Source organism: Miltoncostaea marina (assembly GCF_018141525.1).
Taxonomy (GTDB): domain Bacteria; phylum Actinomycetota; class Thermoleophilia; order Miltoncostaeales; family Miltoncostaeaceae; genus Miltoncostaea; species Miltoncostaea marina.
Genome location: NZ_CP064655.1, coordinates 2,222,168 through 2,244,742, shown reverse-complemented (window position 1 = coordinate 2,244,742; position 22,575 = coordinate 2,222,168). Strand labels below are relative to the sequence as shown.

At 76.4% G+C, this 22,575-nt stretch carries 25 protein-coding genes; 19 read left to right on the top strand and 6 right to left on the bottom strand.

Annotation, left to right across the window (positions count from 1 at the left end):
• The first annotated feature begins 123 nt into the window (after positions 1-123).
• Positions 124-1,047, top strand: coding sequence for a calcium-binding protein (locus ITJ85_RS11245; protein ID WP_217913197.1), 924 nt, complete (start codon positions 124-126; stop codon positions 1,045-1,047).
• Positions 1,048-1,107: 60 nt separating this feature from the next.
• Here the strand turns inward: ITJ85_RS11245 and ITJ85_RS11240 are convergent, their stop codons facing one another.
• On the bottom strand, positions 1,108-3,660 hold the full coding sequence (locus ITJ85_RS11240; RefSeq protein WP_217913196.1) for an ABC transporter permease: 2,553 nt from the start codon (positions 3,658-3,660) through the stop codon (positions 1,108-1,110).
• Positions 3,657-4,439, bottom strand: a complete 783-nt coding sequence (locus ITJ85_RS11235; RefSeq protein WP_217913195.1) for an ABC transporter ATP-binding protein — start codon at positions 4,437-4,439, stop codon at positions 3,657-3,659. Before ITJ85_RS11235 ends, ITJ85_RS11240 begins: the two co-directional genes overlap by 4 nt.
• Positions 4,440-4,656: 217 nt before the next feature.
• Here ITJ85_RS11235 and ITJ85_RS11230 point away from each other — a divergent pair, with 217 nt between their 5' ends.
• The 4 genes from ITJ85_RS11230 to ITJ85_RS11215 are packed head-to-tail and all read left to right on the top strand — an operon-like array spanning position 4,657 to position 6,861.
• The gene (locus ITJ85_RS11230; protein WP_217913194.1) at positions 4,657-5,817 is read left to right on the top strand and encodes a sensor histidine kinase; all 1,161 of its coding nucleotides are present in this window, start codon (positions 4,657-4,659) and stop codon (positions 5,815-5,817) included.
• Positions 5,814-6,482: a response regulator gene (locus ITJ85_RS11225; RefSeq protein WP_246496244.1), complete on the top strand. Its 669-nt coding sequence runs from the start codon at positions 5,814-5,816 to the stop codon at positions 6,480-6,482. Before ITJ85_RS11230 ends, ITJ85_RS11225 begins: the two co-directional genes overlap by 4 nt.
• Positions 6,479-6,640, top strand: coding sequence for a hypothetical protein (locus ITJ85_RS11220; protein ID WP_217913193.1), 162 nt, complete (start codon positions 6,479-6,481; stop codon positions 6,638-6,640). Before ITJ85_RS11225 ends, ITJ85_RS11220 begins: the two co-directional genes overlap by 4 nt.
• On the top strand, positions 6,622-6,861 hold the full coding sequence (locus ITJ85_RS11215) for a hypothetical protein (protein WP_217913192.1): 240 nt from the start codon (positions 6,622-6,624) through the stop codon (positions 6,859-6,861). The genes ITJ85_RS11220 and ITJ85_RS11215 overlap by 19 nt, the downstream gene beginning before the upstream one ends.
• Here ITJ85_RS11215 and ITJ85_RS11210 read toward each other — a convergent pair.
• Positions 6,833-7,420, bottom strand: a complete 588-nt coding sequence (locus tag ITJ85_RS11210; protein WP_217913191.1) for a hypothetical protein — start codon at positions 7,418-7,420, stop codon at positions 6,833-6,835. The genes ITJ85_RS11215 and ITJ85_RS11210 overlap by 29 nt on opposite strands.
• 5 nt (positions 7,421-7,425) lie before the next feature.
• Positions 7,426-7,899, bottom strand: coding sequence for a hypothetical protein (locus ITJ85_RS11205; RefSeq protein ID WP_217913190.1), 474 nt, complete (start codon positions 7,897-7,899; stop codon positions 7,426-7,428).
• A gap of 60 nt (positions 7,900-7,959) precedes the next feature.
• Here ITJ85_RS11205 and thrS point away from each other — a divergent pair, with 60 nt between their 5' ends.
• The 7 genes from thrS (at position 7,960) to ITJ85_RS11170 (ending at position 13,486) form a co-directional block, all read left to right on the top strand.
• Positions 7,960-9,873: a threonine--tRNA ligase gene (gene thrS / locus ITJ85_RS11200; RefSeq protein ID WP_217913189.1), complete on the top strand. Its 1,914-nt coding sequence runs from the start codon at positions 7,960-7,962 to the stop codon at positions 9,871-9,873.
• Positions 9,870-10,238, top strand: a complete 369-nt coding sequence (locus tag ITJ85_RS11195; RefSeq protein WP_217913188.1) for a hypothetical protein — start codon at positions 9,870-9,872, stop codon at positions 10,236-10,238. Before thrS ends, ITJ85_RS11195 begins: the two co-directional genes overlap by 4 nt.
• Before the next feature lie 97 nt (positions 10,239-10,335).
• Entirely contained in the window at positions 10,336-10,695 is a 360-nt protein-coding gene (locus ITJ85_RS11190; protein ID WP_217913187.1) for a hypothetical protein, read from the top strand.
• Entirely contained in the window at positions 10,692-10,970 is a 279-nt protein-coding gene (locus ITJ85_RS11185) for a hypothetical protein (RefSeq protein WP_217913186.1), read from the top strand. Before ITJ85_RS11190 ends, ITJ85_RS11185 begins: the two co-directional genes overlap by 4 nt.
• Positions 10,967-12,277 carry a transglycosylase SLT domain-containing protein gene (locus tag ITJ85_RS11180; RefSeq protein ID WP_217913185.1) on the top strand — a complete coding sequence of 437 codons (1,311 nt, stop codon included), beginning with the start codon at positions 10,967-10,969 and terminating at the stop codon, positions 12,275-12,277. Before ITJ85_RS11185 ends, ITJ85_RS11180 begins: the two co-directional genes overlap by 4 nt.
• Positions 12,274-12,543, top strand: a complete 270-nt coding sequence (locus ITJ85_RS11175; protein ID WP_217913184.1) for a hypothetical protein — start codon at positions 12,274-12,276, stop codon at positions 12,541-12,543. Before ITJ85_RS11180 ends, ITJ85_RS11175 begins: the two co-directional genes overlap by 4 nt.
• Positions 12,544-12,601: 58 nt before the next feature.
• A complete protein-coding gene (locus ITJ85_RS11170) occupies positions 12,602-13,486 on the top strand; it encodes a CAP domain-containing protein (protein ID WP_217913183.1) in 885 nt (294 codons plus the stop codon).
• Here the strand turns inward: ITJ85_RS11170 and ITJ85_RS11165 are convergent.
• A complete protein-coding gene (locus tag ITJ85_RS11165) occupies positions 13,399-14,016 on the bottom strand; it encodes a glycoside hydrolase family 16 protein (protein ID WP_217913182.1) in 618 nt (205 codons plus the stop codon). The genes ITJ85_RS11170 and ITJ85_RS11165 overlap by 88 nt on opposite strands.
• Before the next feature lie 309 nt (positions 14,017-14,325).
• On the opposite strand from ITJ85_RS11165, the gene uvrC reads away from it, so the two are divergent.
• The 4 genes from uvrC (at position 14,326) to ITJ85_RS11145 (ending at position 18,958) form a co-directional block, all read left to right on the top strand.
• On the top strand, positions 14,326-16,263 hold the full coding sequence (gene uvrC, locus ITJ85_RS11160; RefSeq protein WP_217913181.1) for an excinuclease ABC subunit UvrC: 1,938 nt from the start codon (positions 14,326-14,328) through the stop codon (positions 16,261-16,263).
• Positions 16,263-17,147 carry an RNase adapter RapZ gene (rapZ, locus tag ITJ85_RS11155; RefSeq protein ID WP_217913180.1) on the top strand — a complete coding sequence of 295 codons (885 nt, stop codon included), beginning with the start codon at positions 16,263-16,265 and terminating at the stop codon, positions 17,145-17,147. Before uvrC ends, rapZ begins: the two co-directional genes overlap by 1 nt.
• Positions 17,144-18,097 carry a gluconeogenesis factor YvcK family protein gene (locus ITJ85_RS11150; protein ID WP_217913179.1) on the top strand — a complete coding sequence of 318 codons (954 nt, stop codon included), beginning with the start codon at positions 17,144-17,146 and terminating at the stop codon, positions 18,095-18,097. The genes rapZ and ITJ85_RS11150 overlap by 4 nt, the downstream gene beginning before the upstream one ends.
• 186 nt (positions 18,098-18,283) lie before the next feature.
• The gene (locus ITJ85_RS11145) at positions 18,284-18,958 is read left to right on the top strand and encodes a DUF1097 family protein (RefSeq protein ID WP_217913178.1); all 675 of its coding nucleotides are present in this window, start codon (positions 18,284-18,286) and stop codon (positions 18,956-18,958) included.
• A 67-nt stretch (positions 18,959-19,025) separates the two neighbouring features.
• Here the strand turns inward: ITJ85_RS11145 and ITJ85_RS11140 are convergent, their stop codons facing one another.
• Positions 19,026-19,451: a thermonuclease family protein gene (locus ITJ85_RS11140; RefSeq protein WP_217913177.1), complete on the bottom strand. Its 426-nt coding sequence runs from the start codon at positions 19,449-19,451 to the stop codon at positions 19,026-19,028.
• A gap of 167 nt (positions 19,452-19,618) precedes the next feature.
• Between ITJ85_RS11140 and gap the strand changes: the two genes are divergently transcribed.
• Genes gap through tpiA form a run of 3 tightly spaced genes read left to right on the top strand, consistent with a single transcriptional unit; the run spans position 19,619 to position 22,573 of the window.
• Positions 19,619-20,620: a type I glyceraldehyde-3-phosphate dehydrogenase gene (gap, locus tag ITJ85_RS11135; RefSeq protein WP_217913176.1), complete on the top strand. Its 1,002-nt coding sequence runs from the start codon at positions 19,619-19,621 to the stop codon at positions 20,618-20,620.
• Between the two features lie 7 nt (positions 20,621-20,627).
• The gene (locus ITJ85_RS11130) at positions 20,628-21,824 is read left to right on the top strand and encodes a phosphoglycerate kinase (protein WP_246496243.1); all 1,197 of its coding nucleotides are present in this window, start codon (positions 20,628-20,630) and stop codon (positions 21,822-21,824) included.
• On the top strand, positions 21,821-22,573 hold the full coding sequence (gene tpiA, locus ITJ85_RS11125) for a triose-phosphate isomerase (RefSeq protein ID WP_217913175.1): 753 nt from the start codon (positions 21,821-21,823) through the stop codon (positions 22,571-22,573). Before ITJ85_RS11130 ends, tpiA begins: the two co-directional genes overlap by 4 nt.
• The last annotated feature ends 2 nt before the right edge of the window (positions 22,574-22,575 follow it).

Genomic DNA, 22,575 nt, shown 5'->3' with positions numbered 1-22,575 from the left:
AAACGCCGATTTCAGGCGAGCCGCAACGCTGAGGGCTTTACAGGCTCGCACCGCCTCTGACCTTGATCGCGTGGGAGCCCCCGGGGAGGGGGCCGCTGCGCGTCGTCCGAGGAGGAGAGAGCCATGGCCCGCATGTCCACACCGCTCGTCCGGCTGCGGAGGCGCGGCGCGCTCGCGGCGCTCGCGCTCGCGGGGGTCGCAGGCGCCGGGGTGATGATCGGCGCCACCCCGCACCAGACCGGCCAGGGCGTCACCTGCGGCGGCCTGCTCGCCACGATCGTCGGGACGGAGGCCAACGACACGATCCTCGGCACGCCGGGCGACGACGTGATCGCCTCGCTCGGGGGCAACGACTCGGTGAGCGGCGGCGCCGGCAACGACGTCGTCTGCCTCGGTGACGGCGACGACCGCGCCAGCGGCAACGATGGCGACGACCGCATCTTCGGCGAGGCCGGCGACGACAACATCAACGGCAGCAACGGCGACGACCGCATCGACGGGGGCGACGGCGACGACAAGCTCGTCGCGAGCTTCGGCGACGACGTGGTCTTCGGGCGCGCCGGCAACGACGAGCTCGACCTCGGCGAGGGCGGCGACATCGGCGACGGCGGCGCCGGCAACGACACCATCACGGGCGGCAACGGCAACGACAGCCGGCTGAGCGGCGGCGCGGGCATCGACACGATCCGCGGCGACGGCGGCCGCGACACGATCCTGGGCGGCCCCGGGCGCGACGTGCTCGACGGCGGCGCGGGCCTCGACCGCATCGACGGCCAGGTGGGCGCCGACGAGGTCACCGGCGGCGCCGGCGACGACCAGCTGCGCGGCGGCGAGGGCAACGACCGCATCGCCGGCAACGCCGGCAAGGACCGCATGCACGGCGGCGGCGGCAACGACGTGATGCTGGGCGGCACCGGCAACGACGCCATGAACGGCAACAACGGCAACGACCGCCTCAACGGCGGCGCCGGCAGGGACCGCGCCAACGGCGGCCTCGGCACCGACTCGTGCGTCGCGGCGGAGACCGAGATCTCCTGCGAGCTCTGATCTGAGCGCGTACGACCCGCCGCCGCCCGGCCGGGCGGCGGCGGGTCGTGCGGGGGCGCGCTACTCGTACTGCAGCGCGCGCAGCACGTCGAGGCGTGCCGCCCGGCGGGCCGGGGCGATCGCCGCGACCACGCCGACGACGACGGCGACGGCCACGAACGCGGCCAGCGTCCCGGCCGGCACCACCAGCTCGAGGTCCGCGCCGGGCAGGGCCCGGGTCACCAGGGCGGCCATGCCCACGCCGATCGGCAGGCCGAGCGCGGCGCCGATGAGGGCGGTGATGACGCTCTCGCCCCGCACCATCCGCCGGGTCTGGCGCCGGCTCATGCCCACCACCCGCAGCATCCCGAGCTCGCGGGTGCGCTCGTGCACCGCGAGGACCATCGTGTTGACCATGCCGAGCAGGCCGACCACCACCGAGAGCCCCAGCAGCACGTAGAGCAGGTTGAGCACCACGGTCAGCTCGGCCGCGGAGTCCTCGGCGAACGCGTCCGCCGTCGCGACCCGCGTGTCCGGGAAGTCCGCGATCGCGCGGGCGACGGCCGCGGCGCTCGCGGCGTCCGCGAGCACGTACATGTCGCGGGCGGCCGGGAACGTCGCGTCGAACGCCCGCTGCGAGATCACGGCGCCGCCGAGCAGCGGGGCGAGCGCCGGCGCCTCGTAGACGCCGGCCACCGTGCGCCGCAGGGTGGCGCCGTCCGCGGTCGTGATCGCGACCGGCGAGCCGACCTCCAGGTCGTCGCGGTCGGCCAGGTCGTCGGAGACGACCACGCCGCCGGCGTCCAGCCGGGCCAGGGCGCCGTCGTCGCCGTCGCGCCAGGCGAAGCCGTAGGCCGCGGCGATCGTGGACGGGTCGACCCCGCTCACGTCCGCCTCGGCGCCGCCGACGAGGGCCCGCTCCGCCCGCACGCTCGACGCGGCCTCCACGCCCTCGGCCGCGGCGACCCGGCGCCCGACCTCGGCCGGCACGGTCTCCCAGCCGGTCGCCGACGTGACGACGTACTGCGAGCGCACCTGGCGGTCGAGCGACGACTCCACCGAGCCGATCAGCCCGGCGCCGATCACCGAGACGAACGTGACCAGCGCGAGGCCGATCATCAGCGCCGCGGCCGTGGAGGCGGTGCGGGCGGGGTTGCGGCCCGCGTTGTCGCGGGCCAGGCCGGCGGCCGCGCCGCCGAGGCGCGCCATCGGCCAGCCGGCGACGGCGGCGATCGGCCGCACGAGGCGGGACGAGGTCATCGCCACGCCGACGACGAACGCCAGCGCCCCGGCGCCCAGCGCGACCATGCGCCCGGAGGTGGGGAGCGCCTCGCCGACGGTGCCGAGGGCCAGCAGCGCCCCCGCGGCCGCGATCGCGGCGGCCCCGGCCTGGGCGCCCGCGCGCGGGCCGCGCCCCGCCTCCGGCGCGGCGCCCTCGCGGACCGCCGCGATGGGCGGGACGCGGGTGGCGCGCACGGCGGGCACGAGGCCGGCCAGGACGGTGACGAGGGTGCCGGTGAGGAGCGCGGCGGCGACGGTGCCGCCGGCGACGACGATCCCGCCGCGCGGCAGCTCGAGCCCGAGGGCGTCGAACAGGGCGGTGAGGCCGCGCGCCAGGCCGTAGCCGGCGGCGAGCCCCGCGAGCGAGGCGGCCAGCCCGATCACGGCGGCCTCGGCGACGACCGAGCGCAGCACCTGGCGCCGCGAGGCGCCCAGCGTGCGCAGGGTGGCGAGCTCGCGGGTGCGCTGCGCCACCGTGATGGACAGCGTGTTGACGATGACGAACGCGCCGACGAACAGGGCGATGCCGCCGAAGGCCAGCAGCACGCCGCGGATGAAGGTGATCGCCTCCGAGACGACCCGCTTGTCGCTCGCCGCCTGCTCCGCGCCCGTCCTGACCTCCGCGGCGGGCGGCAGGATCGCCGCGATGTCGGCGGCGACCCGCTCGGCCGACGCGCCCGGCGCGAGCGCGACCTGGATCGCGTCGAAGCCGGTCTTGCCGGTCACCCGGCGGGCGGTGGGGACGTCGAAGACGGCGATGGTGGCCCCGCCCAGCGAGTCGAGGTCGCCGAACCGGGCGAGCCCGCTCACGGTGAAGCCGCGCACCGGACCGGCGCCGGCCACGCGCACCCGGTCGCCGACCGCGAAGCCGTGGGCGCGGGCGGTGCCGACGTCCACGACGACCTGGCCGGGTCCGGCCGCCCACGCGCCCTCGGCGAGGGTGAGCGGGTTGAAGCGCGGCTGCGACGCGTCGATGCCGAAGCCGAACGACGGGTTGCCGCCCGTGATGACCTCGCCGTCGCGGTCGAGCAGCTTGGCCGAGTTACCGCTGCCCGACATGTCCATGAGGCTGCCCGCGGCGGTCGCGACCCCGGGGACGTCGCGCACCTGCGCGAGCAGGCGGGCCGGCACGGTGGGCGGGCCGGCCTGCGTGCCCTCGACCGCCGACGCGCCGCGCACCACGAGATCGGTGTTCGTGTAGGAGCTGCTGAAGATCTGGGTGAAGGCCCGGTCGACCGTGTCGGTGAGGATCAGGCTGCCGGCGACCATGGCCACGCCGAGCACGATCGCCAGCGCCGTGAGCGTCGCGCGCAGGCGGCGCTCGGCGAGGCTGCGGAGCGCGATGGCGGTCATCGGGTCACCTCCGCCAGCGCGTCGAGCACCTCGGTCGCGGTCGAGCGGCCCAGCGTGCGGACGATCCGCCCGTCCGCCAGGAACACGATGCGGTCGGCGATGGCCGCGGCGGCGGGGTCGTGGGTGACCATCACGGTCGTCTGGCCGTGTTCGTCGGCCGCGCGCCGCAGCAGGTCGAGGATGCCGGCGCCCGAGCGCGAGTCGAGGTTGCCCGTGGGCTCGTCGGCGAACATGACCGTCGGCCGCGCCAGCATGGCGCGGGCGATCGCCACGCGCTGCTGCTGGCCGCCGGAGAGCTGGGCGGGGCGGTGGCGCCGCCGCTCGCCCAGCCCCACGGAGGCGATCACCTCGTCGAGCCACGCGCGGTCCACGCGCCGGCCCGCGATGCGCGACGGCAGCGTCACGTTCTCCTCGGCGCTCAGCGTGGGGAGCAGGTTGAAGAACTGGAAGACGAAGCCGATGTGACGGCGGCGCAGCCGGGTGAGGGCGGCGTCGCCCATCGCGGTGACCTCGTGGTCGCCGATCCAGGTCCGACCCTCCGTGGGGCGGTCGAGGCCGGCCATGATGTGCATGAGCGTCGACTTGCCGGACCCGGACGGGCCCATCACGGCGATCAGCTCGCCGCGCTCGACGCTGAGCGAGACGCCCCGCAGGGCGTCGACCGCGGCGTCGCCGGCGCCGTAGCGGCGCACGAGGCCGCGCGCGACCACGGCCGGGCGCTGGTGGAGCCCGGGCGCCGCGGCGGCGGCGGGGTGGGGTGCTGCTCCGACGGGTGTCATGTGTCTCGCTCCTCGTGGGGTGCGGATCGGTGTGCGAGGACGCTACGAGCGCGTCGCGCGCCGGCCATCGGCCGCCGCGGCGATCCGCGCGGGGCGCGGGGATGGTCCTCGCGGCGCCGGCGACCACCCCGGGGCGGCCCGCCGTCCGCCGCAGGGATGACCCCGCCCCGCCCGCGCGGCCGATGGCGCGCGCGGGGCGGCGGAGTACCGTCCGGGCATGACGATCCCCGCGCCGCTGCGGCGCCTCGGCTGGCCCGCCGCCCTCGCGCTGCTCCTCCTCGTCGGCGGCCTCGTCGAGACCGCGGTCAACGACTACGCGCGGGGCGACCGGCCGCTCATCGCCGTCATCTCGGTGCTCATCGCGGTGCCGTTCGTCGTCGCGGGGCGGGCGCCCGCCCTCACGACCGGGGCGGTCATGGCCGCGGTCGGCATCGCCGCCGCCATGCTCCCCGAGGACACCTTCAACAACCTTGTGGCCGGCTATCTCGGCTTCCTGGCCGCGTCGTACGTGGCGGGGACGGCGCGCGAGTGGCGCCTGGCCGTGGCGGGGCTCGCGCTGTCGGTCGGCGGCGCGGCCGCGGTGACGACGATCCTCGGCGAGCCGGTCGGCATCATCTCGACCACGCTGGTCGCGGGCGCCGTCTGGACGGCCGCGTTCCTGATCACCCGGCGCACCGCGCAGACGCGGGAGCTGCGCGAGCGGGCCGCGATGCTCGAGCGCGAGCGGGAGATCGAGGCCCGCGCCGCCGTGGCCGAGGAACGCGCCCGCATCGCCCGCGAGATGCACGACGTGGTGGCCCACTCGCTGAGCGTGATGGTGGTGCAGGCCGAGGCGGCCGAGGCGATGCTCGACGTCGACCCCGAGCGCGCCCGGCGCCCGCTCGGGGCGGTGCAGGAGACGGGCCGCGAGGCGCTCGCCGAGCTGCGCGCGATGCTCGGCGTGCTGCGCGAGATGGCCGACGAGGCCCCGGAGCTCGCGCCCCAGCCCGGGCTGTCGGGGGTCGGCGAGCTCGTGGCCCACGTCCGCGAGGCCGGCCTGCCGGTGACCCTGCGGGTGGAGGGCTCGCCGCGCCCGCTCTCGCCGGGGGCCGACCTGAGCGCCTACCGGATCGTGCAGGAGGGGCTCACCAACGCCCTGAAGCACGCCGGCCCCGCCACCGCAGAGGTGCTGCTGCGCTACGGCGATCGCGACGTCGAGCTGGTGGTGAGCGACGACGGCCGCGGGCCGGCCGCGGCGAACGGGTCGCCGGGGCACGGGCTCATCGGGATGCGCGAGCGGGTCGTCTGCTACGGCGGCGAGCTCGACGCCGGCCCGCGCGAGGGGGGCGGCTTCCGCCTGGCCGCGCGCCTGCCGATCGAGCCGATGGCCGGGCCGTGACCATCCGGGTGCTGATCGCCGACGACCAGGCCCTGGTGCGCGACGGCTTCGGCATGATCCTCGACGCCCAGCCGGACATCGAGGTGGTCGGCGAGGCCTCGGACGGCCGCGAGGCGATCGAGCTCGCCCGCGAGCTGCGGCCGGACGTGGTCCTGATGGACATCCGCATGCCGCACGTGGACGGCATCGAGGCCACGCGGCGCCTCGGCGCGGAGGGCGCGGCGTCGCCCCGCATCCTCATGCTCACCACCTTCGACGGCGACGACTACGTCTACGAGGCGATGAAGGCCGGCGCCAGCGGCTTCCTGCTGAAGGACGTGCGCCGCGACGAGCTGGTGAGCGCCGTGCGCGTCATCGCGGGCGGCGACGCCCTGCTCGCCCCCGCGCTGACGCGCCGGCTGATCGAGGACTTCGTGCGCCGGCCGCGTCCGGGGGGCGGGGCGGGGGAGGGGCTCGGCGAGCTCACCGAGCGCGAGCGCGAGGTGGTGCGGCTGGTGGCGCGCGGCCTGTCGAACGCCGAGATCGCCGCGTCGCTGGTCGTGTCCGAGGCGACCGTCAAGACCCACGTGGCGCGGATACTCTCCAAGCTCGGCCTGCGCGACCGCGTGCAGGTGGTCGTGGCGGCGTACGAGTCGGGGTTCGTGCGCCCGGGGGAGGACGCGTGAGGCGGCTCACCGAGGGGGACCTGACGATCGTGGACGGCCGCGGCCGCCGGTACCCGCCGCGCCCGCTCGCGTGGAGGATCGCCGAGACGGTGGTGCGCTCACTCGCCGTGGTCGGCGTGCTCTACCTCGTCGGGCTCGGGTGGGGGGCCGTCGCCTGAGCGGCGCGCCGCCGCGGGTGGGGGACACGGTGGCCCTGGAGGTGCTCGGCGCCGGCCGGGTGGAGGCGACCGTCGCCCGCGTGGACGAGCTGGTGCAGGAGGGCGTGCGGGGGCTCGGCTGGAGGGTCGCCCTGACCCTGCCCGACGGCACCACCGCGCACGGCATCCAGCGCGGCCGGGCGCGCCTGGCGTTCATCGACCCGCGGCACCGCCTGGCATGAGCGGCGAGGCGGGGCGCGCGGCCATGCCGCGCTCCTCGGCGAGCACCTCGAGCATCATCGCCGTGTCCGCCACCGGCACGCCGGTGAGGTGCGCGTCGCGCGCCTCGAAGCCCGCCACGACCTCGGCCAGCGCCAGCGCGTAGCGGGGCGCGTCGCGCGAGGCCAGGTGGGTGATGGCGTCCGCGGTGCGGGCGAAGGCCTCGCCGCCCTCGCGCATGCCCGCCGCCGCCGCCGCGGCGGCGGCGTCGTCGCCCTGGGCGAGCGCGGCGACCGCCAGGGCGTAGCAGGAGGTGGGCGAGTCACAGCCGTCCCCGAGCGCGCCGCGCGCGTAGGCGGCGGCCGCGGCCCCCTCGCCCGCGAGCACCGCCGACTTCAGCATCCCCACCAGCCGGCCGTAGCTGCGCGGCGGGGCGGCCTCCCACGACTCGCGGTAGCGGCCGGCGGCCGCGCGCAGGGCCGCCCGGGCGTCGTCGCGGCGGCCGTCGAACATGGCCCGGAACCCCTCGGCGTCGAGCGCGACCGCCTCGGTCAGCAGGTCGGCGTGGCGTCCCTCGAGCACCGCCACTACCGCGCCGGGCGCCGGGCGCGCCGGCGGGCGGCCATCCCGTCGATGCGCACCGCCACGTCGACCGCGTCGATCTTGACGTCGCCGCCCACGCGGTCGGCCACGTTCCAGGCCTCGCGCTGCAGGTACGCGAGGCGCGCGGCGGCGTCCGGCCGCCCCTGCACCCGGTCGGCCTCGGCCAGCAGGTAGGCGAGGATCTCGCGCGCCTCCGGGTCGCTCCACTTCGGCGGCTTCACCGGCCACTCGAAGTGGCGCAGGATGAACCACGACAGCAGCGCGATGAGCGGGAACTTGAGCAGGAAGATCGAGAACAGCACCCACAGGGTGCGCACGCCCTCGTGCTCGCTCAGCATCGGCGTCAGCACCAGCAGGAAGCTGCCGAAGATCGCGAAGGCCAGGCAGACCCCGACCACCGGGATCATGCGGCGCACGCGCACGCGGCCCGACGGGTCGTAGAGGAACCGCGACAGCATCGCCGGATCATCGCGGCGCCGCGCCACCGCGACAAGCGGGTCGGCTACAGTGCGACCCCGATGCACGTGACCCTCCCCGACGGCACCCGGCTGGAGCTGCCGGAGGGCGCCACAGGACACGACGCCGCCGCCGCCATCGGGCCCGGCCTCGCGAAGGCCGCGGTCGCCGTCCGCGTGGGCGACGAGATCCGCGACCTGGCGCTCCCGCTCGCCGACGGCGACGCGATCACGATCGTCACGCCGAAGAGCGGCGACGACTACCTGTACGTGATGCGCCACTCAGCGGCGCACGTCACGGCGGAGGCGGTCGGGGCCGTCATCCCCGGCGCCAGGCTGGGCTTCGGCCCGCCCATCGAGGACGGCTTCTACTACGACTTCGAGCTGCCGCGGCCCCTCACCGAGGAGGACTTCCCGGCCATCGAGGCCGAGATCGCCCGCATCCGCTCCGCCAAGGCGCCGTTCGCGCGCAGCGTGATGTCGATCGACGACGCGCGCGCCTACTTCGCCGAGCGGGACGACACCTACAAGGTCGACCAGGTCGAGGAGCTCGCCCGCCAGGGCGAGGAGACGGTCTCGCTCTACCGCCAGCGCGACTTCGTCGACCTCTGCCGCGGCCCGCACGTGCAGGACACCGGCCGCATCGGCCCGGTCAAGCTGCTGTCGGTGGCCGGCGCGTACTGGCGCGGCAGCGAGAAGAACCCGCAGCTCACCCGCCTCTACGCCACGGCCTTCACATCGAAGGCCGACCTCGACGCCCACCTGGAGCGGCTCGAGCAGGCCCGCGCGCGCGACCACCGCCGGCTGGGCCGCGACCTCGGCCTCTTCCACTTCGACGACTACGGCCCCGGGTTCCCCTTCTTCCTCCCGCGCGGGATGACCGTCGTGAACGGCATCAAGGCGGCGGTGCGCGACGAGCTCGAGACCATGGGCTACGACGAGATCCAGACGCCCACGATGCTCTCGGACGAGCTCTGGAAGATCAGCGGCCACTGGGACCACTACCGCGACAACATGTACTTCGCGGAGGTCGAGGACCAGCGGTTCGCGATCAAGCCGATGAACTGCCCCGGGGCCTGCCTGGTCTACCGCAGCCGGCGCCACTCCTACCGCGAGCTGCCGCTGCGCTTCGCCGAGTTCGGCCACGTGCACCGCCACGAGCTGTCGGGCGTGCTGCACGGCCTGTTCCGGGTGCGGGCGTTCACCCAGGACGATGCCCACGTCTTCTGCCGCCTCGACCAGGTCCAGGACGAGGTGCGCGCGGTGCTGGCGCTCACCGACCGCTTCTACCGCCGCTTCGGCTTCGAGCGCGTCGACCTCAAGCTCTCCACGAAGCCCGAGAAGGCCGTCGGCACCCCCGAGATGTGGGAGGCCGCCGAGGAGGCGCTGCGCAACGCGCTCGGCGACCGGCCCTACGGCATCAAGGAGGGCGACGGCGCCTTCTACGGCCCCAAGATCGACTTCGAGGTCACCGACGTCATGGGCCGCGCCTGGCAGCTCGGCACCTGCCAGCTCGACTTCAACTTCCCCGAGCGCTTCGACCTGACCTACACGACGGCCGACGACACGGAGGAGCGCCCGGTGATGATCCACCGCGCGATCACCGGGTCGCTCGAGCGCTTCCTCGGCATCCTGATCGAGAACACCGGCGGCGACTTCCCGCTCTGGCTCGCGCCCGAGCAGGCGCGGGTGCTGCCGGTGGCCGACCGCCACGCGCCCTACGCCGAGGCCGTCCGCACCCGGCTGCGCGAGCGCGGCCTGCGGGCCGAGGTCGACGGCCGCTCCGGCTCGGTCGGCCGCCGCATCCGCGACGGCGAGCTCGACAAGGTGCCGTTCCTGCTGGTGGTCGGCGACACCGAGGCCGACGCCGGCACGGCGTCGGTGCGGGCCCGCCACGGCGGCGACCGCGGCACCATGCCGCTCGGCGAGCTCGCGGACTGGCTCGCCGCCGAGGCGCAGTCGTCGGCCGCCCCATGAGGATCAACTGGGTCGGCGTCCGGAACGGGCTGATCATCGCCGCGATCGCCGGCCTGGTCTTCGTCTCGCAGGAGGGGTTCGGCGCCACCGCCGACTCCGGCGCCCTCATCATCCAGATCCTCTTCGCGGCGGCGATCATCGCCTTCGCCTACAACTACTTCCGCCAGAACGAGCTCGCCTGGCTGGTGCTGAAGCCGTGGCAGCGGTGGGTGATCATCGCCTGCGGCGTCGGCATCGTCCTGCTGCTGCTGCTGGGCTTCCCGCTGCTGTCGGACCGGCTCACGCCGCTCGGCGTGCTGGCGCTGATCGCCGTGCTGGTGCTGGTGATCGTCTGGGTCGTCCGGGAGAGCCGCCGCTTCCGGTAGGGGCGGGGGCGGCGTGCCGGCCGCCTGCACGATCCCGGCACGCCCCCGGCACGTCCGCGCGCTGACCCGTCACGGGGGCCGCCCCTAGCGTCGTCCCATGACGGGGCGACGGGCACCACGGGGGCAGGCGGCGGTCGAGCTGGTCGCCCTGCTGCCGGCCGTGGTCCTCGCCGCGCTGGTGGTGGCGCAGATCGTCCTCGCCGGCTCCCTGTGGACGCTCGCCGGCGGCGCGGCGCGCGCCGGCGCGCGGGCCGCCGAGGTGGGCGCGCCGGCCGAGGCGGCCGCCCGCGCCGCGCTGCCCGGGCGGCACGCCGGCGGGGCCCGCGTCCAGGCCGTGACCGCCGCGGGCGCGCCGGCGCGGGTGCGCGTGCGGCTGCCCGTGCCGCGGCTGCTGCCGCTCGTGCCGCGGTTCCACGTCTCCGCGTCGGCCACCGCCGCCGGGGGCGGGGGGCCGTGACGCCGGCCCGCGCGGCGCGCCAGCGCGGCCAGGCGGCGGTGGAGGCGCTCGCCCTGCTGCCGCTGCTCGTGCTCGTGGCCCTGCTCGCCCTGCAGCTCGCCGCGGTGCTGGGCGCCGGGCTCGAGGCGCAGGGGCGCGTCCGGGCCGCGGCCCTGGGGGCGACGGCCGCCCCCGGCGGCCGCGCCGACGTGGCGGCCGCCGTGCCCGTGCCCCGGCTCGTCCCCGGCGCCGGGCGCATGGCGGTCCGCGCCCGCGCCCGGGTGCGCACGCCGTGAGGCGGAACCACCAGGGCGGCGCCGCCACGCCGCTCGTGCTGGCCCTGGCGGCGCTGCTGCTCGCCGGCGCGGTCGGCGCCTTCGCGCTCGGCCGCGCGCAGCTCGCGGCGGCCCGCGCCCAGACCGCCGCCGACCTGGCCGCCCTCTCCGCGGCCCGGGCGCTGCGGGCGGAGCTCGGCCGGGCGGCGGCCGACGGCCCGGGGACGGCCGCGGCGCTGCGCCGGCGACTGTGGGCGGCGGCCGCCGACGCCGCGACGGGCTCGGGCGCCCGCCTGGAGCGGCTCAGCCTGCCGGGCGCCGCATGGCCGCCCGTGGCCGTCGAGGTCGTCGTCGGCGCGCCGGGCCCGGCGGGCACGCGCGCCCGGGCCGTCGCGCGCGCGGGCCTGGTGGTGGCCGGCACGCTCGGCGACGGCCGCACCGGCCGGGCGGGCGGCGGCGGCTACGCGGGGCCGCTGGTGTACCGCGACGGCCGCCCCGTCTGCCCGGCCGTGGCGGCCGCGTTCGACCTCATGGACGCGGCCGCCCGGGCCGACGGCGTCGACCTCGTGGTGACGAGCGGCTTCCGCAGCGACGCGGAGCAGGCGGTGCTCTTCCGGCGCCACCCCGACCCGCGCTGGGTGGCGCCCCCGGGCCGCAGCCGCCACCGCGACGCCACGGAGCTCGACCTCAACATGGCGGGCGGCGGCGCCGCCCACGCCTGGCTGGCCCGCAACGGCGCCCGCTTCGGCTTCGCGCAGCGCTACTCCTGGGAGCCCTGGCACTGGGGCTACCTCCCGGGCTGCGGGGCCGGCGCGGCCGCGGGCCCCCGTGGCGACGACGCCGCCTCCGCGGCGGGGGCGGCGGGCGCGCTGCCGGCCTGGGTCCCCGCGCCCTACCGCGAGCCGGTGCTGCGGGCGGCGATGGCCCACGGCCTGCAGCCCGCCCTGCTCGCGGCGCTGCTGCGCGCCGAGTCGGGGTTCGACCCGCGGGCGGTCAGCGCCGCCGGTGCGCGGGGCATCGCCCAGTTCATGCCGGCGACCGCGTCGGGCATGGGCCTGCGCGACCCCTTCGACCCGGCCCAGGCGATCCCCGCGGCCGCGCGCCTGCTGGCCGGGCACGTGCGCGCGTTCGGCTCCGTGCCGCTCGCGCTGGCCGCCTACAACGCCGGGCCGGGGGCCGTCCGCCGCCACGGCGGCGTGCCGCCCTACCCGGAGACCCAGGCCTACGTCGCGCGCGTCCTCGCCCTCGCGGGCGGCGTCGCGGCGCTCGGGGGCGGGCCGCACGGCGACGGCGTCCGCCTGATCCGCGTCGATGGGAGGTTCGTGTGACCGCGACGTCCGACGCGCGCAGCCGCGCCCTGGCGCGGGCGCTGCGCGAGCAGGTGGCGGGCGGGGCCCGCATCGAGGCCTGGTACGACGGCGGCGCCGTGACGGTCCGCGGCCGCCGCCCGAACCACGTGCTGCACCTGCTGATCACCCTGTTCAGCGTCGGCCTCTGGGACCTGGTGTGGATCGCCCTGGCGATCCTCGGCGGCGAGCAGCGCTCGATCATCTCGGTCGACGAGGGGGGCGAGGTGACCGTTGAGGACGTCTGAGGTCCGACTGGCCGATCGGCGGGTGACGTCGCGCCGGCGCGCGCGTACCGTCGCGCCCGTGGTCGCACGCACCCTCCCCGCGGTCGCCGCCGCGGCGCTCGCCGGCCTGGCCGGCGCGGCGCTCACGCCCGACGCGGCGCAGGCCCGCGACGCCAGCCGCCTGGGCTGCCCGACCGCCCTGCCTGCCGGGGTCGTCGACCCCGGCTGGGGCGCCGAGCTGCTGGCCGAGGTCAACCGGCACCGGCGCGCGACGGGGCTGCGGCCGGTGCGCGAGGACCCGGTGCTCGCGCGCGCCGCCGCGTGGAAGGCGCGCGACGTGCTGGCGCGCGCGTACGGCGGCCACGACGACCCCGGGCTCGGCCGCGCGCCGTCGCGCACGGCGCAGACGCGGGCGCAGACCTGCGGCTTCACGAGCGGGTACGCCTACGAGAACCTGCTGATGCGCGCGGCGGCCGCGCCGCCGCTCGACGCCCGCTCGGCCCTGGCGGCGTGGCTGGCCTCGCCGGGGCACCGCCGCAACATCGAGCAGCCGGCCTGGCGCTTCGTGGGCACGGGCGTGGCGGCCATGCCCGGCGCGGCGCCCGGCATGCCCGGGTCCGCCGCGTCGCAGCTCTTCTCGGCGGTCGCCGCGCCGCGCACCGGCGTCTGCCCGACGCTGGTCGCGAGCGTCCGCCCCGGCCGCACGGTGGCGCTGGCGCCCCGCGCCTGCCGGGCGGGCGGCGGCCTCAGGGTGAGCCGCCGGCCCGCGCGGGGGCGGCTGACGCCGGCGCTGGTCTACGCCGCGCCGCGCCGCCTCGGCACCGTGACCATGCGGCTGCGCTGGCCCGACACGGGCGTCGTCCAGCCGGTGATGGTCTACGTCGTCGGGCCGCGGGCGCGTGAGGGCCGGGTGCGCTCCGGCGCCCAGCCTCGCACCCAGTCGACCTCGAACACCTTCGGGTAGGCCTCCGGCGGACGGGCGTCCTCGCCCCCCTCGGGCGGGAACTCGTAGATGCCGAGCATGAGCTGCATGGGGTGGTCCGGCGACTGGCCGACGGTGCGGACCGGCTCGCCGTCGACCGAGAAGATCACCCCGTCGGCGCCCCAGTCGGCCGAGTAGACGTGGAGCCCGCGGACGTCGACCGGCAGCTCGACCCTGGCGAAGTCGTCCGTGATCGCGGGGTCGCCGAACGGGTGGACGCCCATGCCGACGAGCGCGCGATCGGGGCCGACGTCGCGGCCGAAGATCTCGCAGACGCAGATCTCGGCCGAGCGCTCGGGGCGGTCCTCGTAGCCGATCATCCAGACGGCGACCATCGCGCGCGGGTCGTGGAGCGCCCGGGCCCGCACGGCCACCCGGCCGCGGTGCGGGGTGTACAGGCGCCGCGGCGGCTGCTCCTCGCGCACCACCGCGTCCGGGCGGAAGCGGTGCTGGCCCACGGTGCCGCCGAGGGGGCCGGCGAACACCTCGGTCTGCAGCGAGGAGACGCGCACCGCGCCGTCGAGCTCGGGGCACCAGGGCGGCCGGTCGGCGTCGATGCGCAGCCGCAGGCGGCCGTCGCGCAGCTCGTGGCGGGCGGCGGCCCGCTCGCGGCCGCTCCAGTGGGGCAGGTGGTGGGGGATCCACTTCGCGGGGTCGAGCGCGTCGCCCGCGAAGCGGTCCTCGAACTCGGGCTCGGGCTCGGGGTCGGCGGGGGCGATGGGGACGATGCTGCCGCATGCCGCGGGCCGGGCGCCAGGGGTGGCCGGCCGGGGCGGCGGGGCGCGGGCTGACGGCTTGCGGCGCGGCCTATCCTGGGAGGGGTGAGCGACACCAGCCCCCTCCGCGAGCAGCTTGCGGGACTCCCCGCGGGCCCGGGGGTCTACATCTACCGCGACGCGGCCGACAGCGTGCTGTACGTCGGCAAGGCGAAGTCGCTGCGCAAGCGGGTGCTGTCCTACTTCCAGGCGCCCCTGCGCCCCGGCGAGGAGGTCGGCCCCGGGCCGATGCGTGCCCGCAACGGCCTTCACCCGCGGGTCGTGGAGATGGTCGAGCGGATCGCCCGCGTGGAGACGATCCTCACCCGCTCGGAGAGCGAGGCGCTGATCCTCGAGGGCAACCTCGTGAAGCGCCACCACCCGCCGTTCAACGTGCGGCTGCGCGACGACAAGAGCTATCCCTACATCGGGATCAGCCTCGACGAGGAGTACCCGCGGGTCTACTTCACGCGCGAGAAGCACCGGCGCGACCGGGTCTACTTCGGCCCGTTCTCCAACGCCTACAAGGTGCGCGAGACCTTGAAGGCGATCAACAAGATCTTCCCGAGCCGCCCCTGCGAGGGCCGCGAGCCGGGGCGGCCGTCCGGGGTGCCGTGCCTCGACTACCACATCAAGCGCTGCCTGGCGCCGTGCGTGGGCTACGTCTCGCGGGAGGACTACCGGGCGCTGATCGACCAGATCACCGACTTCCTGTCGGGCCGCTACCGGGGCCTGGAGCGCCAGCTCGAGGCCGACATGCGCGCGGCCGCCGAAGCCCAGGAGTTCGAGCGGGCCGCCGCGGTGCGCAACCGGCTCACCGCGGTGCGGCACCTGATGGAGCGCCAGTTCGCGACCGCCGAGTCGGTCGGCACGGCCGACGTGCTCGGCATCGCGGTGGAGGGCGACTCGGCCAACGTGCAGGTGCTGCAGGTGCGCGACGGCGTGCTGCAGGACCGCCAGTCGTTCTTCCTCGACACGATGGGCGACGACGACCCGGGCACGGTGCTGGTGCAGTTCGCCTACGAGTACTACTCGCTGGCGCTGGCCATCCCGTCGCTGGTGATCGTGGGCCGCGACGCCGACGGCGCGGCGGCGGACCTCGAGGCCCTGCTGGGCGACCGGCGCGGCAGCCGGGTGGAGGTGCGCGCGGCCGCCCGCGGCGACAAGCGCAAGCTGGCCGAAATGGCCGAGCGCAACGCGCGCTTCGCGCTCGACCAGGACCGCCGGCAGCACGAGCGGGCGCGCGGGCGCCGCCGCGAGGCGCTGGCCGACCTGCAGGAGCGGCTGGGGCTGCCGGCCCCGCCGGCGCGCATCGAGTGCTACGACATCTCGAACCTGGGCGAGACCTACGCCGTGGCCTCCATGGTGGTCTTCGAGGGCGGCGCGCCCGCCAAGTCGCACTACCGCACCTTCACGATGCGCTACGAGGGCGGCCCGGACGACTTCACCCGCATGCGCGAGGCCCTGCGGCGGCGCTTCGCCCGCCTGCTCGACCCGGGCGACGACCCCTCGTTCGCGGCGCGCCCGGGCCTGGTGGTGATCGACGGCGGCAAGGGCCAGCTCGCCGCCGCGATGGCCGGGATGCGCGAGGCCGGCGTCGGGGGCGTGCCGGTGGTCAGCCTGGCGAAGCAGCGCGAGGAGGTCTTCCGCCCGGGCCGCCCGGAGCCGCTGCTGCTCGACGAGGGCTCGTCGGCCCTGCGGGTGCTCCAGCACGTGCGCGACGAGGCCCACCGCTTCGCGCTGCGCCACCACCGCGGTCGCCGCGGGCGGGGGATGACCGAGAGCGTGCTCGACGCCCTGCCCGGCGTCGGCCCGGCACGCAAGGCGGCGATCCTGCGCCACTTCGGCTCCGCCGACCGCTTCCTCGCCGCCAGCCGCGAGGAGCTGGAGGCGGTCCCGGGGGTCCCGGCGAAGGTGGCCCGCGACGTGTACGACAGGCTCCACCGCACCGCCGCGCCCGGGGGCGCGGCGGCGACGGTCGGCGGCCGCGGGCGGGAGGGCTGATGGAGCTCACGATCATCACGGGCATGAGCGGGGCGGGGAAGAGCCAGGCGATGGGCGCGTTCGAGGACGCCGGGTGGTTCTGCGTCGACAACCTGCCGCCGGGGCTGCTGCCCGCCTTCGCCGACCTGGTGCTCCTGGAGGGCTCGCGGGTGGAGCGGGCGGCCGTGGTCTGCGACGTGCGCGGCGGCGTCTGGTTCAAGGACCTCGAGCCGACCCTCGAGCGCGTGGAGGCCGCCCGTGGGCTGCGGCCGCGGGTCGTCTTCCTCGAGGCCTCCGACGACGCGCTCATCACCCGCTTCCGCGAGACGCGCCGGCGCCACCCGCTCTCGCCGGGCGGCGCGGTCGCCGACGGCATCGCCCGCGAGCGGGACGAGCTGGCCGACGTGCGGGCCCGGGCCGACGTGGTCATCGACACCACCGGCCTGTCGATCTGGGACCTGCGCCGCCGCGTGGCCGAGGCGCTCATGAGCCCCGACGGGCGGCCGCGGCTGCACGTGCAGTTCGTCTCCTTCGGCTACAAGCACGGCATGCCGCGCGACGCGGACCTGGTCTTCGACGTGCGCTTCCTCCAGAACCCGCACTACGAGGCGGGCCTGCGCGAGCTGACCGGCATCGACGAGGCGGTCTCGGCCTTCGTCTTCGCCGACCCGGGGGCCGCCGAGTTCATGGCCCGCCTCGAGGCGCTCATCGACTTCCTGCTGCCGGCCTACGCGCAGGAGGGCAAGAGCTCGGTCGTGATCGGCATCGGCTGCACCGGGGGCCGCCACCGCAGCGTCGCGATCACGGAGCGGCTGGCCCGCCGCTACGCGGGCGACTTCGACGTGAGCACCTCCCACCGCCACATCGCGCACGCCAGCGTCGCCCCCGGCCCCGCCGGCCCGTGAGCCGCCTGCCGCGCATCACCGCGCTCGGGGGCGGCACCGGCCTCGCGTCCCTGCTGCGCGGCCTCAAGCGCGCGCCGCTCGACATCACGGCCGTGGTGACGGTCGCCGACGACGGCGGCTCGTCCGGGCGGCTGCGGCGCGAGCTGGGCGTGCTGCCGCCGGGCGACGTGCGCAACTGCCTGGTCGCCCTCGCCGACGACGAGTCGCTGATGGGCACCCTCTTCCAGCACCGCTTCGCCGACGGCGGGCTGTCGGGGCACCCCTTCGGCAACATCTTCCTGGCCGCGCTGGCCGAGGTGACCGGCAGCTTCGACCTCGCCATCCAGGAGTGCAGCCGGGTGCTCAAGATCCGCGGCCGCGTGCTGCCCTCGACGCTCGACCAGATCCGCCTGCGCGCCGAGCGGGCCGACGGGACGATCGTGGCGGGCGAGAGCACGATCGGCGCCGGCGTGGGCCCGTGCCGGCGGGTGTGGCTCGAGCCCGAGCCGACCCCCCACGCGCCGGCGCTGCGGGCGATCGAGGAGGCGGACCTCGTGCTGCTCGGCCCCGGCAGCCTGTTCACGAGCGTCCTGCCGCACCTCGCCGTGCCGGAGGTCGCCGCGGCCCTGCGGCGGGTGAAGGGCCCGCGCGTCTACGTCTGCAACGTCATGACCCAGCCGGGCGAGACGGACGGGCTCGACGCCGCCGCCCACGTGGAGCGCGTGCTCGAGGCGGCCCCCGGCGGCGTCGACACCGTGCTCGTGCACGACGGCGCCCTCGACCCGGAGGCCGCCGCCGCCTACGCCGCCGAGGGGCAGGAGCCGGTCGTGGCCGACGTCGCGCGGCTCGCCGCGATGGGCGTGCGGGTGGTCGCCGGCGCCTTCGCCGAGGAGGGCCGCATGGTGCGCCACAGCCCCCCCGCGCTGGCCGCCGCGGTCATCGACCTCGTCCGGGAGACCGGCGCGCCCTAACCGCCGGAACGCGCGCGCTTAGCGTCGCGTTAAAGGGAATGCAACGGTTGCCACGAACAGTGAGCCGGCCGTATGCTGGCCGCGCGGTGGAGGGCCCGGTCCCGACGCCGCGACCCCGCCACCGACTTCATCCCGTTCTCCTGGTGGCGGTTTCCCCCGTACTTCTACGAAGGAGCAAGTGTCTCTATGAGCGCTCGCGCCAAAGCGATCGCGCCGCTCGCGATCGTCATCGGGGTTCTGTCCTTCCTCTGGACCGAGCTCTCGCTGAACTTCACGTTCCACTGGGTCACGGTGCAGGACGAGCTCGCCGGCGACGGTCAGCTGGGTCTTCCTGAGAACTTCCACCTGATCCTCCCGACGGCCTTCATCTCCTGGGGCCTGTTCTTCGCCGCCGGTGGCGACAACGCCGCCTTCGGCAAGATCTTCATCGCCTGCACCTTCGGCGCCGTCGCGGCCCTCGTGACGATGCCGCTGGCGTTCAAGACGGCCGACGCGCCCGACTTCTGGGGCATCGCCCTCTGGGTCGGCATCTTCGCGTTCATCCTCGTGATGATCCTCATCGCGGGCGACTGGTACTACGTCGCCGGTACCTTCCCGGCGTTCGCATCCGTGTTCCTCTGGTGGATCGCCACCGGCCTGGACGGCTACGTCCCGAACGGCGGCGGCACGGAGAACACGGTCCAGGCCCTCGGCGACCCGGCCACCGCCGGCGCCGGCGCCTTCGGCGGGCTCATCTCCACCCCGTGGGGCTGGGTCTGGTTCTCCACCTGGGTGACCCTCGTCTGCGGCGTCATCCTGGGCATCGTGTCCGCCAAGATCACCGCGGCGGTCACCCCGAAGCCCAAGACGGCCGAGGCCTAGGCCCCTCCGTCACCGCGCGGTACCACCGGGGGGCCTTCGGGCCCCCCGGTCGCGTTCCGGGGCCGCGTCAGCGCCCCGCGCACGCGCCCCACAGGCCGCGGCCCGCGGCACGCGCCCGGCGCTCCGCGGCCAGCAGGCGGGGCAGTAGGCGCGCCCGCCCGTCGCCGCGGAAGGCGCGCGCGTCGCCGCCCGCGACCAGGGCCTCGTTGGCCGTGGTGAGGGCGCCGGCGGGGGTCACCTCGGCGAGCAGGCGGCCGAAGCGGTCCTCCCGCCCCTGCGAGGGGTCGACGGCCAGCTCCACCCGCGCGCCCGCGGGCAGCAGCGCGCGCAGCCGCGCGCCCGCCCTGACGCCGTGGCACTCGACCGGCCGCCCGGGCGTGACGCTCTCCGGGGCGTCGACGCCCAGCAGGCGCACGCGCACGTCCTCGCCGCCCAGGCGGGCGATCAGGGTGTCGCCGTCGACCACCCGCACGACGCGCGCGGGCTCGGCCACCGCCGCCCCGGCGCCCCCGCCCGGGCCCGCTCCGGGACCGCACCCCGCGGCGGCGGGCAGCACGGCGAGCGCCGCCGCCAGGCCCCGGGAGGCGGCGCGGCCGAGCGGGTACGTGAACGGGGACTGGTAGATTGGCGACCCTTTTCAGAACGGGAGGACAGCGCCGTATGAGCGTACGCGTGGGCATCAACGGGTTCGGCCGCATCGGACGGAACGTGTTCCGGGCGGCGGCCCTCGGCGAGACGGGCGTCGAGGTCGTGGCGGTCAACGACATCACCGACACGGCCACGCTCAGCCACCTGCTCGACTACGACTCGGTCTTCGGCCGCTACCCGGGCGACGTGCACGCGCACGACGACCACATCCACGTGGACGGCGCCGAGGTCCGCGTCTTCGCGGAGCGGGACCCGGGCGGCATCCCGTGGGGCGACGTCGGCGTGGACGTCGTCATCGAGAGCACCGGCTTCTTCACCGACCGCGACAGCGCGGCCAAGCACCTGCGCGACGGGGTGAAGAAGGTGATCATCTCCGCGCCCGCGAAGGGCCCCGACGTCACGGTCTGCATCGGCGTCAACGACGACGAGTACGACCCCGAGGCGCACCACGTCATCTCGAACGCCTCCTGCACCACCAACTGCCTCGCGCCGGTCGCGAAGGTGCTGATGGACCAGTTCGGCGTGGAGCACGGCTACATGACGACCTGCCACGCCTACACCGGCGACCAGCGCCTGCTCGACGCGCCGCACAAGGACCTGCGCCGCGCCCGCGCCGCCGCCCTGTCGATCATCCCCACCTCCACCGGCGCCGCGCGGGCGATCGGCGAGGTGATCCCGGCGATGAAGGGCAAGCTCGACGGCATCGCCCTGCGCGTGCCGACGCCCGACGGCTCGGTCGTGGACCTGACGGTCGAGGTCGGGCGCGCGACCACCGCCGACGAGGTCAACGCCGCCTTCCGCGCCGCCGCCGAGTCCGGGCCGCTCGAGGGCATCCTCGGCTACACGGAGGACCCGATCGTGTCGCGCGACATCGTCGGCGACCCGCGCTCGTCGCTCGTGGACGGCAGCCTGACGATGGTCAACGGCACCACGGTCAAGGTGATCTCCTGGTACGACAACGAGTGGGGCTACTCGTGCCGGGTCGTGGACCTGGCCGAGCGCGTCCTCGGCTGAGGCCGGCGTGGCGCGCCCGCTGGGCATCGACGACCCGGGGGTCGACTGGGCGGGCGCGCGCGTGCTCGTCCGGGCCGACCTGAACGCGCCGCTCGACGGGGGCCGGGTGACCGACGACGCGCGCATCCGCGCGTCGGTCCCCACCCTCGAGCGGCTGCTCGCGGCCGGCGCGGGCGTGGCGGTGTGCTCGCACCTCGGCCGCCCGAAGGGGCAGCGCGTCGAGGAGCTCTCGCTGCGGCCCTGCGCCGAACGGCTCGGCGAGCTGATGGGCCGCACGGTCGAGCTGCTGCCCGACTGCGTCGGCGACGAGGTGCGCGCGCGGGCGGAGTCGCTCGCCCCGGGCGAGCTCGTGATGCTGGAGAACCTCCGCTTCCACCCGGAGGAGGAGCGCAACGAGCCGGCCTTCGCCGACGCGCTGGCCGCCGGCTTCACGCACTACGTCAACGACGCCTTCGGCGCCGCCCACCGCGCCCACGCCTCCACGGAGGGCGTCGCCCGCCGGCTGCCGGCCCGCGCGGGGCTGCTGCTGTCCCGCGAGGTCGAGGTGCTCGAGGGGCTCCTCACCCGCCCGCGGTCGCCGTTCGTGGCCGTGCTCGGCGGGTCGAAGGTGAGCGACAAGCTGCCCCTCATCGAGAACCTGCTCGAGCGCTGCGACCGCGTCCTGGTCGGCGGCGCCATGTGCTTCACCTTCCTCGCGGCCCAGGGCGAGGCGGTGGGCGCCTCGCTGCACGAGGGTCCCGAGGGGCAGGCCATGGCCAACGACCTGATGGAGCGAGCCGTGCGACTCAACTGCCCGCTGCAGCTGCCGGTGGACGTGCTGGTGGCCGACCGCTTCGCCGCCGACGCGGCGCTCGAGGTGGTCCCGACCGACGACATCCCCGACGGCTGGATGGGGGTGGACATCGGGCCGCGCACCGCCGCCACCTACCGCGAGGCGATCGAGGGCGCCGGAACGGTGTTCTGGAACGGGCCGATGGGCGCGTTCGAGATCCCGCCCTTCGCCGAGGGCACCCGCGCGGTCGCCGAGGCGATGGCCGCGTCGTCCGGCGCCACGGTGGCGGGCGGCGGCGACTCCGGCGCCGCGGTGGCCCAGCTCGGCCTGGCCGACCGGCTGACGCACGTCTCCACCGGCGGCGGCGCCGCCCTCGAGCTGCTCGAGGGCAAGACCCTGCCCGGCGTCGCGGCCCTGCCGAGCGCCTCGTGAGCGGGCCGCGGCGCCCGCTCGTCGCGGGCAACTGGAAGATGAACAAGACCGGCGTCGAGGCGCGCGAGTACGTCGCCCGCCTGCGTGCCCTGCTCGGCGACGGCGAGCTGTCGTGCGACGTGGCGGTGTGCCCTCCGGCCACCGCGCTCGAGGCCACCGCGCGGGCCGCCTCCGGCAGCGCCGTCAGGGTGCTGGCCCAGGCGGTCCACGAGGCCGAGAAGGGCGCCCACACCGGGGAGGTCTCCGCGGGCATGATCGTCGGCGCCGGCGCCGACGGCACCCTCGTGGGCCACTCCGAGCGGCGCGCGGCGGGCGAGACCGACGACCAGGTGGCCGCCCGCGTGCGGGCCGCCCTCGACGCCGGCCTGCAGGTGGTCGTCTGCGTCGGCGAGTCGCTCGAGCAGCGCGAGGCGGGCGAGACCGAGCGCTGGCTCACCGGCCAGGTGGGCGCGGCGCTCGCGCAGGTGCGGGCCGACGAGGTCGGCGTGCTGTCGATCGCGTACGAGCCGATCTGGGCCATCGGCACCGGCCGCACGGCCACGCCGGAGATCGCCCAGGAGGCCTGCGCGCACGTGCGCTCGGTCGCCGCCGCGACGCTCGACCCGGCGGCCCTGCGGGTGCTCTACGGCGGGAGCGTGACCCCCGACAACGCGGCCGGCCTCATGGCCCAGCCCGACATCGACGGGGCGCTCGTCGGCGGCGCCAGCCTCGACGCCGAGGCGTTCGCGGCGATCGCCCGGGCGGCGTGAGC

Excerpts from the sequence above, each read along its gene's own strand:
- rapZ (WP_217913180.1), top strand. The coding sequence starts at position 16,263 with ATGGAGCTCACGATCATCACGGGCATGAGCGGGGCGGGGAAGAGCCAG.
- gap (WP_217913176.1), top strand. The coding sequence starts at position 19,619 with ATGAGCGTACGCGTGGGCATCAACGGGTTCGGCCGCATCGGACGGAAC.
- thrS (WP_217913189.1), top strand. The coding sequence starts at position 7,960 with ATGCACGTGACCCTCCCCGACGGCACCCGGCTGGAGCTGCCGGAGGGC.
- ITJ85_RS11195 (WP_217913188.1), top strand. The coding sequence starts at position 9,870 with ATGAGGATCAACTGGGTCGGCGTCCGGAACGGGCTGATCATCGCCGCG.
- ITJ85_RS11230 (WP_217913194.1), top strand. The coding sequence starts at position 4,657 with ATGACGATCCCCGCGCCGCTGCGGCGCCTCGGCTGGCCCGCCGCCCTC.
- ITJ85_RS11235 (WP_217913195.1), bottom strand. The coding sequence starts at position 4,439 with ATGACACCCGTCGGAGCAGCACCCCACCCCGCCGCCGCCGCGGCGCCC.
- ITJ85_RS11205 (WP_217913190.1), bottom strand. The coding sequence starts at position 7,899 with ATGCTGTCGCGGTTCCTCTACGACCCGTCGGGCCGCGTGCGCGTGCGC.
- ITJ85_RS11190 (WP_217913187.1), top strand. The coding sequence starts at position 10,336 with ATGACGGGGCGACGGGCACCACGGGGGCAGGCGGCGGTCGAGCTGGTC.
- ITJ85_RS11145 (WP_217913178.1), top strand. The coding sequence starts at position 18,284 with ATGAGCGCTCGCGCCAAAGCGATCGCGCCGCTCGCGATCGTCATCGGG.
- ITJ85_RS11245 (WP_217913197.1), top strand. The coding sequence starts at position 124 with ATGGCCCGCATGTCCACACCGCTCGTCCGGCTGCGGAGGCGCGGCGCG.
- ITJ85_RS11240 (WP_217913196.1), bottom strand. The coding sequence starts at position 3,660 with ATGACCGCCATCGCGCTCCGCAGCCTCGCCGAGCGCCGCCTGCGCGCG.